Origin of the sequence: Listeria tempestatis, assembly GCF_963575625.1 — a bacterium.
In the GTDB taxonomy this organism is placed as follows: Bacteria; Bacillota; Bacilli; order Lactobacillales; family Listeriaceae; genus Listeria; species Listeria tempestatis.
The window spans coordinates 22,985-35,077 of record NZ_CAUYTK010000002.1; the positions used below are offsets into that span (position 1 = coordinate 22,985).

Genomic DNA, 12,093 nt, shown 5'->3' on the forward strand with positions numbered 1-12,093 from the left:
ATTCACTTTAATCGCAAGAATAGTAGAACAACTTGTAAACAAATGATGAGCTGTTCCTCATAACAAAAAAGCGCCTCAAATTTCTGAGGCGCTTCTTTATTTTCAAAAACAGAAGCATAATCTTCCTTGCCAAAACATGTTATAATAAAAAAGATTACGTGGACTTGAGGTGAGTAGAAGTGAATGGAAAAAATATTTTACTAGCAGTGTCTGGCGGTATCGCGGTTTATAAAGCCGTTGCCCTTACGAGTAAATTAACGCAGGCGGGCGCAAACGTGAAAGTGATGATGACGGAGCATGCGACGGAATTTGTTCCCCCGCTTTCTTTTCAAGTTTTATCCAGAAATGATGTTTATACAAACACTTTTGATGAAAAAAATTCGAAAGTGGTGGCGCATATTGATCTTGCTGACTGGGCTGACCTTGTGATTGTGGCCCCGGCAACCGCGAATTTAATTGCGAAAATGGCGAATGGGCAAGCTGATGATATGGTGACGACAACGCTTCTAGCAACCGAAGCACCCGTTTGGGTAGCGCCAGCAATGAATGTGCACATGATTGAACATCCTGCTGTTGTGCGAAACATCAACCAACTATATGCAGACGGGGTGCGCTTTATCGAGCCAGAAGAAGGCTATCTCGCATGCGGCTACGTGGGCCGCGGACGACTTGAGGAGCCCGAAAAAATCGTTCAGCGCATTCGTGAGTTTTTTTTAGAAGATGAGACCCTTCTTTTTGGGAAAAACGTGCTTGTAACAGCCGGTGCGACACGCGAAAAACTAGATCCCGTCCGCTATTTTACAAACCATTCAACAGGGAAGATGGGCTTTGCTGTCGCAGAGGCGGCAAAACGCGCCGGAGCTAATGTGACGCTTGTAACAAGTGCACGTGAGCGTTTAGTCCCACCTGGTGTGAACGTTATATATGTGGAATCAGCAGAAGAAATGTATGCGGCCGTGAAAGAAAATCAGGCGAAACAAGACGCATTTGTCATGACGGCCGCTGTGGCAGACTATACGCCGCAACATGTTAGCGAACAAAAAATTAAAAAGCAGCCTGGGGATTTTGTCGTGGAAATGAAACGTACGAAGGATATTTTGGCAGACGTTGGCGAAACAAAAACGGTGAATCAAGTTGTAGTTGGTTTTGCTGCGGAAACTGAAAATGTACGCGAAAATGCCCTTAAAAAATTGATGTCTAAAAAGGCAGATTTTATTGTGGCGAATGATATTACAGACGCGGGTGCGGGTTTTGGCACCGATACGAATATTGTGACGATTTACGGGGCAAATGGCGGCGAAGAAAGTTACCCGATTTTAGACAAAAGTGAAGTTGCAAAAGAAATTGTGAAGCGGGTAGCTAGCCGATTGGAGCAAAAATAATGAGTCAAATTGCGAAAGTGATTGTCGATGTTCCAGCGATGCAGGTGGACAGGCCGTTTGATTACGTCATACCAGATAATTTGGTTGGACTTGCTACTGTTGGGACGCGCGTTTCGGTGCCATTTGGAAATCGGAAAGTTCAAGGTTTTATTGTGGGGACAGAGGACGCTATGGATGTTGCGAAGTTAAAAGCAATTGATTCCGTCATGGATGTTCTTCCTGTTTTAAACGAAGAATTGCTCGAACTTGGCGACTGGCTCGCAAAAGAAACACTTGCTTTCCGCGTTTCAGTGTATCAGGCGATGCTACCGGCTGCTCTTAGGGCTAAATACGAGAAGTACGTGGTGCGACTTGATACAGAAGACGACGAATTAGAACGACTTTTTGAAGGACATGAGACGTTGCCGTTTAAAGAATTAGCGGGGCGTGGCATTTTAAAAAGCGTACAAAAATATTTGCGCAGCGGACAAATTGAGCTCGCCCACGCTGTGAAAAATAAAGTGACAAATAAAAAAATGCGTGTTGTAAAATGTAAGCTTTCCCCCAATGAATTGCATGATGCTCGTGCGGATTTACCTAAAAATGCGAAAGCTATGGCGAAAATTCTTGCCTATTTTGAAATGGCTGAGACTGAATTTGTGCCAGTCAAACAGCTTAGAGAAGAGCTTGGCGTAAGTAAACAGGCCATTGATAAGTTAGTTAAAAATGGTATGCTGGAACTGGCTGATCAATTTGTTAGTCGGGATCCGTATGCAGGTCGCGAGTTTGAGCGGACAACGCCACTTTTACTTTCTAGCGAACAAAAGACGGCTTGCGACGCGATAATAGATGCGGCAAGTGAAAAACGCCCAGAAACTTTTTTGCTTCACGGCGTAACTGGAAGCGGAAAAACGGAAATTTATTTGCAATCTATTGCGGAAGTTTTACAAAAAGGAAAAGAAGCGATTGTACTTGTTCCAGAGATTTCTCTTACACCGCAGATGGTGGAACGCTTTAAAAGTCGATTTGGGGATGCAGTTGCGGTGCTTCATAGCGCACTCTCACACGGTGAAAAATATGATGAGTGGCGAAAAATTGAGAGACGAGAAGCAAAAGTTGTTGTGGGCGCGCGTTCTGCGGTTTTTGCGCCATTTGAAGATTTAGGACTTATTATTATTGATGAGGAGCACGAGGCGACATATAAACAAGAAGATAATCCGCGTTATCACGCGCGCGATGTGGCGATTTGGCGAGCAAAGCGGCACGGCTGTCCTGTTGTTCTTGGCAGTGCAACGCCCTCGCTTGAATCGTACGCGCGTGCAACGAAAAATGTATACACGCTACTTGAGCTCCCAACGCGTATTAACAAACAAGAAATGCCAGAAGTTCACGTTGTCGATATGCGCGAAGAATTGCGCAATGAAAATCGCACGGAGTTTTCACGCACACTACTTGAAAAAATGAAAGAGCGCATGGAACGAAAAGAGCAAACCGTTCTTCTTTTGAATAAAAGGGGATACGCGTCATTCGTCATGTGTCGCGACTGCGGTTACGTTGTAGAGTGCCCCAATTGCGACATCTCGCTCACCTATCATCAGGCGGTGCATAAAATGAAATGCCACTACTGCGGACATGAGGAACGTGTGCCAGATAAATGCCCATCGTGTTCGAGTGAGCACATTCGGTATTTCGGGACGGGGACTCAAAAAGTGGAGGAAAGTCTTGCAAAATTGATCCCTGAGGCGCGCGTCATTCGGATGGATGTGGATACGACACGCAAAAAGGGCGCGCATGAGAAACTTCTTACGCGGTTTCAAAACGGTGAGGCAGACATTTTACTTGGCACGCAAATGATTGCTAAAGGACTCGATTTTCCAAATATTACGCTTGTTGGCGTTTTGAATGCGGACACGATGCTTTTTTTACCTGATTTTAGATCGGCTGAACGGACGTTTCAGTTGCTCACGCAGGTGAGTGGGCGCGCTGGGCGGCATGTTTTACCCGGAGAAGTGGTTGTTCAAAGCTACAGCCCCGAGCATTATAGTATTGAGTTTGCGAGAAAACATGATTATGATGGCTTTTATAAGCATGAAATGGCGATGCGACACCGCGGAGCTTACCCGCCTTTTTACTTTTTGACACTGATTAATGTGAGTCATGAAGATGAACGAAAAGTGATCCAAACCATTCAAGATATGGCCAGCTATTTGCGCACGAAATTAGGTGCGGACTCGATTATCTTAGGTCCTGTTCCAAGTACAATTAGTCGGATTAAAAATAAGTTTCGCTACCAATGTATGATTAAATATAAAAAAGAACCAGCTTTAAAAGAGGAACTGAAAAAGTTGCTCGAACATTATCAAAAAGAACAAGCAAAAGGACTAACGATTTCGATTGATGTGGAGCCGTATGTTCTAATGTAAGGAGTGAAAAAATGGAAAAAATTATTTTTATGGGCACGCCAGATTTTGCTGTCCCAATTTTAAACAGCCTCGCTAAAACATATGAGGTGATAGCAGTTGTCACCCAACCTGATCGCCCACTTGGCAGAAAGCGAATTTTGACGGCAACACCTGTTAAAGCGGCTGCTGAACAATTGGATATCCCTGTTTATCAGCCTGAAAAATTGCGAGACTCTAGCGAACTAGATGAGCTACTTTCACTTGAAGCCGACTTACTTGTGACGGCTGCTTACGGCCAAATTTTACCAAACCAATTGCTTACGCACCCCAAAAAAGGGGCAATTAATGTCCATGCCTCACTTCTCCCAGAATACCGCGGCGGCGCACCCATTCATTATGCGGTAATGGACGGAAGGAGCGAAACAGGTGTGACCATTATGTATATGGTTGAAAAATTAGATGCTGGTGATATGATTGCAAAACGCAGTATTCCCATTACGGACCTCGACGATACGGGGACGATGTTTGAGAAGCTTTCTAAACTTGGCGCCGAGCTTTTAATGGAAATTTTGCCAGACTTTTTAGCTGGGAAAATAGACGCGGTACCGCAAAATCCGGAAAACGTGACGTTTGCACGCAATGTGACGCGCGAACAGGAAAAAATTGATTTTTCAAAAGAAGCAAAAGTGGTGTGGAATCATATTCGCGGGCTTTCGCCTTTTCCTGTGGCGTATACAACTTTTGACGGGAAACCGTTTAAAATTTGGCAGGCGCATCTTGCGGATTCGGAGTCGGATTTAGCGGCTGGAAGTTTTGTGATGCTCGGGAAATCAACATTTGGCATTGTTTGTGGTGACGGGAAAATTGTTGTGCCAGAGGTTGTTCAGCCTTCTGGTAAACCTAAAATGGATGCGAATGCCTTTATTCAAGGAACACTACGAAATATTTCTAATGAGGTTAGGTTTGGTGATTAGATGAAAAAAGAAGTTCGTGAAATTGCTCTTGAACTAATTGAAAAAGTAGAAAAACAAGGTTCTTATAGCCACCTTTTAATCAATGACGCTTTAAAAAAACAAGATTTAAATTTAGCGGATAGGGGGCTACTTACTGAGCTTGTTTATGGTACGATACAGCGAAAAATCACGCTTGATTTTTTTCTGAAACCTTTTTTGAAAAAAGAACCAGAAGACTGGGTGCAAAATTTGCTTAGACTTTCTGTTTATCAAATAGAGTTTTTAGATAAAATACCTGAACATGCCATTTTACATGAGGCTGGCGAGATTGCGCGGAAGCGCGGTCATGAAGGTGTAACCAAATTTGTGAACGGCGTCTTACGAAATATTATCAGGCGCGGCGTACCTAAAATAGATGAAATTTCAGATGATGTGCGGCGACTTAGTATTAAAGCCAGTTTACCTGAATGGCTTGCCGCTCGCTTTATTGCCCAATATGGTTATGAGCGCGCACTTGAAATTGGGTTAGCATTTCTCGTTCCGCCGACTCAAACCGTACGTGTCAACATGACAGAAACAAACCCTAAATCACTCGTGAAGGAGTTTTCGGATCAAGGAATCTCGTCTAAAGTATCGGACATCATCCCTGAGGCCCTGGAGATTGAAAAAGGAAGCATCGCAAATACGAACGCGTTTAAAACCGGAAAATGTACCATTCAAGACGAAAGTTCGATGATTGTGGCCTATGCGCTTATGCTATCGGACGATTTGGACGTTTTAGATGCATGTGCAGCTCCTGGGGGGAAAACCACGCATATTGCGGAGAAAATGCACGGAACTGGCAGTGTGATGGCGCTTGACATCCACGCCCATAAAACGAAACTCGTTGAAAGTGCTGCAAATCGGTTGAATTTATTAAACGTGCGAACGCTTGCACTGGATGCCCGAAAAGCTACGAGCGAGTTCGAAACAAAAAGCTTTGACCGTGTTTTAGTGGACGCACCGTGTTCCGGGTTTGGCGTGTTAAAACGAAAACCGGATATTAAATACAGCAAGAAGCCTGAGGATATTGAGCGGCTTAGCGAAATTCAGCTCGCCATTTTAGATGAAGTTAGCCAACTTGTTAAAGAAAATGGTATATTAGTTTATAGTACTTGTACGATTGATAGGGAAGAAAATACCGAAGTTGTGCAGAAGTTTCTGGAGAAGCATCCAGAATTTGTTGCTCAGTCGGTTGCTGTCCCGAAATCATTAGAACATTTAAAGACGGGCAATGACTTACAAATTTTACCTACTGATTTTGGAAGTGACGGATTTTATGTTGCGAGTTTCAAACGGTGCCCTTAAGATTGGAGAGAAAAAACTATGCAAGTTGAATTTAGAACTGACAGAGGAAGAATCAGGCATCATAATGAAGATAACGGTGGTGTTTTTGAAAATAAAACTGGGAATCCAATTGTCATAGTTGCAGATGGAATGGGCGGTCACCGTGCTGGTGATGTTGCCTCTGAAATGGCCGTAAAGCTCCTTAGTGAAGCTTGGCAAGAAACGGAAGAATTTCTACATGCGAATGATGTAGAAGACTGGTTTCGTGTTGCGATTCAAAAAATCAATCGCATCATTACCGCAGAAGCAGAAAAAGAACCCGAACTTAAAGGAATGGGCACAACGCTAGTCGCTGCGATTTTCACGAGAAGTCAAGCGATTATTGCAAATGTTGGGGATAGCCGCGGTTATTTGCTTCAAGATGATAAGTTTGTGCAAATTACAGAAGACCATTCGCTTGTGAATGAACTTCTTCGTAAAGGTGAAATTTCAAAAGAAGATGCAGAAAATCATCCACGAAAAAATATTTTACTACGCGCATTAGGCGTGGAAGGATTCGTTGATACAGATACATTTATCACGCCATTTCAAACAGCGGATATTTTGCTTCTCTGTTCAGATGGACTAAGCAATATGATTTCAGAGGCAGATATGCGCCAAGTTTTAATGAGCAAAAGAACGCTTGCTGAAAAAGCCGATGCGCTGATTACAAAAGCAAACGCGAACGGCGGGGAAGATAATATTACTGTATTGTTACTAGAACGAGATAACGCAAGGAGAGGGGGCGACTCATCATGATGATTGGCAAACGACTAAGCGGACGATATAAAATTTTAAGCCCAATTGGCGGCGGCGGTATGGCCAATGTCTTTTTAGCACATGATATGATTTTAGACCGCGATGTGGCTGTTAAAATCTTACGCATTGATTTAGCTGATGAAAGCAATTTGATTCGTCGCTTCCAGCGTGAGGCGCAGTCAGCGACAAGTTTAGTACATCCCAATATTGTCGGCATCTATGATGTCGGTGAAGAAAATGATTTACATTATATCGTCATGGAATATGTTGAAGGAATGGATTTAAAGCAATACATTCAAGAAAAACACCCTATCCCATTTGATGAAGCCGTTGAAATTATGAAGCAAATTGTTTCAGCTATTTCAGCAGCGCATAAATATCATATCATTCACCGCGATATAAAACCGCAAAATATTTTAATCGATCATGATGGAGTTGTAAAAATTACGGATTTTGGCATTGCAATGGCGCTTTCAGAAACGTCCATTACACAAACGAATTCGCTTGTCGGATCAGTACACTACTTATCTCCTGAACAAGCGCGTGGTGGTATGGCGACCCAAAAATCTGATATTTATTCGCTTGGGATTGTGTTGTATGAACTTTTAAGTGGGCAAGTTCCTTACGACGGGGAATCAGCTGTTTCTATAGCAATCAAACATTTACAAGGAAGCATTCCGTCTGTTCGAGAAAAAAATCCTGCTATTCCGCAAAGCTTGGAAAATATCATTATTAAAGCAACCGCAAAAGATCCTGTTGCGCGCTACCAATCAGCCGAAGAAATGGAAGAAGATTTAGAAACCTGTTTAAACGAAGACCGCCTGAACGAGCCTAAATTTATTCCTAACTTGGACGATGGAGATACAAAAACGATTCCAATTGTTGCGACAAAAAACGCGATGCGCAACTTAGATGACACTGTCACGCAAACGCCGATTGCCGAAGAAGACATAAAAGAAGACGAAGACGGGAAAAAGACGAAGAAGAAAATGAGCAAGAAGAAGAAAATTTTCTGGATTGTTTTTGGTGTCATTTTACTATTTGCTGGCATTATTTTAACGCTTTGGTTGCTTGGTAAAAACCCAACTGAATTTGAAGTGCCAGATGTTAGTGGCAAAACGGAATCACAAGCCATCTCTCTTTTACAAAAAGAAGGATTTACGATTGGACGAACCATTGAAAAAAACAGCGATTCCGTTAAAGATGGTGATGTAATTGAAACGGATCCTGAAGCCGGGGAAATGAAAGAAAAAGGTTCTAAAATAACGCTTTATGTTAGTATTGGCTCTAAAGAAGTCACAATGGAAGATTATTCTGGTAGAAGCTACGATGAAACAGAGAAAATTTTAAAAGAACAAGGGTTTAAATCCGTTACGAAAAAAGAAGAATATAGTGACTCAGTAGAGGCTGGCATGATAATCTCACAAGACCCTTCTGCTGGAACAGACGTCGTTGCAAAAGATACTGATGTTGAATTAACGGTAAGTCAGGGAAAAGCCCCTATCACACTTAAAGATTTACGTGGTTACAATCAAACCGCACTCGATGACTATGCGTCTTCAGTAGGCATAACCATTCAAACAACAGAACAAAATAGCGATACGGTAGAAAAAGGACAAGTTATTTCACAATCACCTTCAGCGGGTACGACTATAAATTCCGGATCGACTGTCAATGTTGTGATTTCCAAAGGACCAAAAGAAAAAGCAGTGAAAAACGTTACAAAAACCATTCAAATTCCGTACGGTGACGCTTCCAGTGACGATAGCAACTCGCCAAAACCAAAACATATTAAAATTTACATTGATGACAAAAATCACTCAATGTCAACACCATATCGCGAACTAGATATCACAGAAAATACGAGTGTCACGATTACGTTTGAAATTGAAGAAGGTTCAAAAGGAAGCTATAAAGTTTTACGTGATGATGAAACGATTGATGAAGGTACGGTAGATTATCCGAATTAAAGGAGGTCGTAAAACTGGAAGGACAAATTATTAAAGCGCTCAGTGGATTTTACTATGTGTTTCATGAAGGAGTCGTCTATCAAACGAGAGCGAGAGGAAACTTTCGTAAAAGAAAACTAACGCCTCTTGTCGGAGATGATGTCACTTTTCAAGCAGATAATCAGACGGACGGTTATATTTTAGATATTTTACCTCGTGAAAATGAACTAATTCGTCCGCCTGTTGCGAATATTGACATTGCTATCCTCATTTTTTCCGCAGTGGAACCGGATTTTTCCACAAATTTAACCGACCGCTTTCTAGTTGCGATTGAAAAAGAAGATATTCGGCCGGTGATTGGCATCAGTAAGATGGATTTAGCCAATGAAGTAGAAAGAAAAGCCATCGAAAACTACCGAGATATTTATGAAAATGCTGGTTATGAGGTATTTTTGACCGGAAGTGATGTTGATAAAGCAGCTATTTTGGACTTGATTCACGGAAAAACAGCAGTCATTGCAGGGCAGTCGGGCGTTGGGAAATCGACCTTTTTAAATCAATTAAATCCTGATTTAACTTTACAGACGGGGGAAATTTCAACTTCCCTCGGCCGTGGTCGGCATACAACGCGGCATGTAGAGCTTTTACCAATTGGTGAGGGGTTTATTGCTGATACACCTGGTTTTAGTTCCATTGAATGGGACAATTTAGAACCTGAGAACTTACAATTTTGTTTTCCAGAAATTGAAGATCGGCGCTCTGGGTGTAAATTCCGTGGTTGTTTGCATGAGAATGAACCCAATTGCGCGGTGAAAACAGCTGTTTTAGAAGATGAAATTGCCGATTTTCGTTATGAACATTATGTACAAATTTTAACGGAATTAAAAAATAGAAAGCCGAGGTATTCATAATGGGGAAAATTGCACCTTCAATTTTAAGCGCAGACTTTGCGAATTTGGAAAAAGATATTGCTGAAGTAGAACGTTTAGGCGCTGATTACTTGCATATTGATGTCATGGACGGTCACTTTGTTCCAAATATTACATTTGGTCCAGATGTCGTAAAAGCAATCAGACCACGAACAAAATTGCCACTTGATGTCCATTTAATGATTGAAAATCCAGATAACTACATTCCGCAATTTGCAAAAGCTGGTGCTGATTATATTTCTGTTCATGTGGAAGCATGCCCACACTTACACAGGACGCTACAACACATTCGTTCTTTTGATGTAAAAGCTGCAGCAGTTCTGAATCCCGCAACACCAATTGATACCCTTTTCCACGTTTTAAATGAACTGGATATGGTCCTTTTTATGACGGTCAACCCAGGTTTTGGCGGACAAAGTTTTATTCCAGAAGTTTTAGAAAAAATCGCTGCATTTAAAGCATTAATTGAGGAAAAAGGACTAGATATTGAAATCGAAGTAGACGGCGGTGTCAACCGTGAAACAGCCAAAGCATGCCTAGACGCTGGCGCAAATGTTTTTGTTGCCGGAAGCTATATTTACGGAAATAAAGACCGCAAAATTCCAATGGACGATCTTCGCGTTGTGGTTGGAAACTAGGAGGGGAGCGATAGGCGTTTAACAGCACCTATTGCTTCTTTTTTGGAAAGGAAGAAAATGATGAAAATTGTCAATATTATGGTCGGCGGTCCAGCGTCTGAACTGCCCGATTTAGAACCATACAAAAATGAAAAGAGCATTTGGCTAGGCGTAGACGGAGGAGCAAAACGCCTGCTCCATTTAAACATCCCTTTTGAAATCGCGTTAGGAGATTTTGACTCGCTAACAAAAGCGGAACTAGCCGACTTAAAAACAAAAGTGGCAGACGTACGCGTTTTCCCTGCTGAAAAAGACCAAACCGATACAGAAATCGGCTTAGAAGTAGCGCTTTCCTTAAATCCAGACTTAATTCGTATTTTCGGCGCCACGGGTGGACGTATGGATCATTTACTCGCCAATTTAATGATGCTTACTCAGCCTAAGTTCTTTGAGGCCATTCAGCTTGTAGAAATGATTGACCGTTACAATTACATGAAAATGTATGCGCCAGGGACATACACGCTTGAAAAGCAGAAAGATAAAAAATATGTCGCCTTTACGACCATGGCAAACGTCAGTAGATTGACTTTAAAAGGATTTAAATATCCGTTAGAAAAGGCGGATTTTCCGTTCGGCAGAGCACTGTCAAGCAATGAATTTAACCAAGATAAAGCCACTTTTTCATTTCAAACCGGTTTATTATTAATGACACAAAGTAAGGATGAGTAAAATGCCATTTTGGAAAAACAAAAGAAATTTAGCACTTATTTTCGGCGGATTTGCGATTTTATTTAGTTTTTATATCGAAGTTGTCTCCACAAAAAATGTTTTCTCAGGAAACTATTCAGCAGATTTAAAAGTACCGATTATGATTATGTTCATCGCAAGCATTATCTTTTTTGCTAGTTTTGTTGTCGGATACAGCTTTTTATGGCAAAAAAAATACAAAATCGCAATTCCAATTTTGTTTGTGAGCGGAGTACCCGCCTTTATTTTCATACATATTTTTTCAGGAATGTTTATGATTATTTGCGGGGTGCTTGCTAAATCAGTAAGTGATAGTTTGCCAAAAGAATAAGATAAACACGTGCATCTTATAGTGAATCAAATGAAGAGACCCAGCTTTCATAAAATCGCGCCAATTTGTAAACTGACGTAGATTTAATGAAAGTTGGGTTTTTAAAAGGTAAAAAAAATGTAGCGATTTACATCGCTACACCTCAGATTTTGCACGGAACACATTGTCTTGCGCAAACTTTAAATTTTTCTACAAGCTAAAATTAAACGCGTTCTACTTTACCAGATTTAAGCGCACGAGTAGAAACCCAAACTCTTTTAGGTTTACCATTTACGAGGATACGAACCTTTTGAAGATTAGCTTTCCAAGTACGTTTGCTTGAATTCATCGCATGCGAGCGACGGTTACCAGAACGAGATTTACGACCTGTAATTACGCATTCTTTTGCCATAACTTAACCCCTCCTTACCAGAAGTTCTCATAAGACGTTTATATCAAGACAGACAGAAAACATCTTTTGTTAATTTCATACACTAGAATAATTTATCATATCTAACTCTTTCTTGCAAGTGTTTGCGCGAAATTAGTGCAAAGATTTTTTACTTGACAGTAGCTCCGCTTGAAATCAATCACGTGAAGAAACAGATACTTTCAATCACTCGGGGATTATAGTAAAATAAAAACGAATGGATAAAAACGTATAACTAAAATGAAATAATAAAAAGATTGTGTGAGGAGGA

11 protein-coding genes are annotated in these 12,093 nt (G+C 41.3%); 10 read left to right on the plus strand and 1 reads right to left on the minus strand.

The window, feature by feature from the left end; translation table 11 throughout:
* Positions 1 to 179 precede the first annotated feature (179 nt).
* From coaBC to R8923_RS02835, 10 genes are read left to right on the plus strand one after another with little or no spacing between them, the layout of a single operon-like run.
* Positions 180 to 1,382: a bifunctional phosphopantothenoylcysteine decarboxylase/phosphopantothenate--cysteine ligase CoaBC gene (coaBC, locus tag R8923_RS02790; RefSeq protein WP_485871241.1), complete on the plus strand. Its 1,203-nt coding sequence runs from the start codon at positions 180 to 182 to the stop codon at positions 1,380 to 1,382.
* Positions 1,382 to 3,784 carry a primosomal protein N' gene (gene priA, locus R8923_RS02795; protein ID WP_485871242.1) on the plus strand — a complete coding sequence of 801 codons (2,403 nt, stop codon included), beginning with the start codon at positions 1,382 to 1,384 and terminating at the stop codon, positions 3,782 to 3,784. Before coaBC ends, priA begins: the two co-directional genes overlap by 1 nt.
* Before the next feature lie 11 nt (positions 3,785 to 3,795).
* Positions 3,796 to 4,737, plus strand: a complete 942-nt coding sequence (gene fmt, locus R8923_RS02800) for a methionyl-tRNA formyltransferase (RefSeq protein ID WP_485871243.1) — start codon at positions 3,796 to 3,798, stop codon at positions 4,735 to 4,737.
* The gene (rsmB, locus tag R8923_RS02805) at positions 4,738 to 6,063 is read left to right on the plus strand and encodes a 16S rRNA (cytosine(967)-C(5))-methyltransferase RsmB (protein WP_485871244.1); all 1,326 of its coding nucleotides are present in this window, start codon (positions 4,738 to 4,740) and stop codon (positions 6,061 to 6,063) included.
* Positions 6,064 to 6,081: 18 nt separating this feature from the next.
* Positions 6,082 to 6,840, plus strand: a complete 759-nt coding sequence (locus tag R8923_RS02810) for a Stp1/IreP family PP2C-type Ser/Thr phosphatase (protein WP_485871245.1) — start codon at positions 6,082 to 6,084, stop codon at positions 6,838 to 6,840.
* Complete coding sequence (gene pknB, locus R8923_RS02815; RefSeq protein ID WP_485871246.1) at positions 6,837 to 8,810, plus strand: Stk1 family PASTA domain-containing Ser/Thr kinase; 1,974 nt, start codon at positions 6,837 to 6,839, stop codon at positions 8,808 to 8,810. Before R8923_RS02810 ends, pknB begins: the two co-directional genes overlap by 4 nt.
* Before the next feature lie 14 nt (positions 8,811 to 8,824).
* Positions 8,825 to 9,700, plus strand: a complete 876-nt coding sequence (rsgA, locus tag R8923_RS02820) for a ribosome small subunit-dependent GTPase A (RefSeq protein ID WP_485871629.1) — start codon at positions 8,825 to 8,827, stop codon at positions 9,698 to 9,700.
* Positions 9,700 to 10,356, plus strand: coding sequence for a ribulose-phosphate 3-epimerase (gene rpe, locus R8923_RS02825; RefSeq protein WP_485871247.1), 657 nt, complete (start codon positions 9,700 to 9,702; stop codon positions 10,354 to 10,356). The genes rsgA and rpe overlap by 1 nt, the downstream gene beginning before the upstream one ends.
* A gap of 60 nt (positions 10,357 to 10,416) precedes the next feature.
* Positions 10,417 to 11,064 carry a thiamine diphosphokinase gene (locus R8923_RS02830; RefSeq protein WP_485871630.1) on the plus strand — a complete coding sequence of 216 codons (648 nt, stop codon included), beginning with the start codon at positions 10,417 to 10,419 and terminating at the stop codon, positions 11,062 to 11,064.
* A gap of 1 nt (position 11,065) precedes the next feature.
* Complete coding sequence (locus tag R8923_RS02835; protein WP_485871248.1) at positions 11,066 to 11,413, plus strand: hypothetical protein; 348 nt, start codon at positions 11,066 to 11,068, stop codon at positions 11,411 to 11,413.
* Positions 11,414 to 11,615: 202 nt separating this feature from the next.
* Here R8923_RS02835 and rpmB read toward each other — a convergent pair whose 3' ends face one another.
* Complete coding sequence (gene rpmB, locus R8923_RS02840; RefSeq protein WP_007476439.1) at positions 11,616 to 11,804, minus strand: 50S ribosomal protein L28; 189 nt, start codon at positions 11,802 to 11,804, stop codon at positions 11,616 to 11,618.
* Positions 11,805 to 12,093 lie beyond the last annotated feature (289 nt).

What these genes read in the sequence shown, in the direction of transcription:
- priA (WP_485871242.1), top strand. Translation starts at nt 1,382, where the DNA reads ATGAGTCAAATTGCGAAAGTGATTGTCGATGTTCCAGCGATGCAGGTG.
- fmt (WP_485871243.1), top strand. Translation starts at nt 3,796, where the DNA reads ATGGAAAAAATTATTTTTATGGGCACGCCAGATTTTGCTGTCCCAATT.
- rsmB (WP_485871244.1), top strand. Translation starts at nt 4,738, where the DNA reads ATGAAAAAAGAAGTTCGTGAAATTGCTCTTGAACTAATTGAAAAAGTA.
- R8923_RS02810 (WP_485871245.1), top strand. Translation starts at nt 6,082, where the DNA reads ATGCAAGTTGAATTTAGAACTGACAGAGGAAGAATCAGGCATCATAAT.
- pknB (WP_485871246.1), top strand. Translation starts at nt 6,837, where the DNA reads ATGATGATTGGCAAACGACTAAGCGGACGATATAAAATTTTAAGCCCA.
- rpe (WP_485871247.1), top strand. Translation starts at nt 9,700, where the DNA reads ATGGGGAAAATTGCACCTTCAATTTTAAGCGCAGACTTTGCGAATTTG.
- R8923_RS02830 (WP_485871630.1), top strand. Translation starts at nt 10,417, where the DNA reads ATGAAAATTGTCAATATTATGGTCGGCGGTCCAGCGTCTGAACTGCCC.
- R8923_RS02835 (WP_485871248.1), top strand. Translation starts at nt 11,066, where the DNA reads ATGCCATTTTGGAAAAACAAAAGAAATTTAGCACTTATTTTCGGCGGA.
- rpmB (WP_007476439.1), bottom strand. Translation starts at nt 11,804, where the DNA reads ATGGCAAAAGAATGCGTAATTACAGGTCGTAAATCTCGTTCTGGTAAC.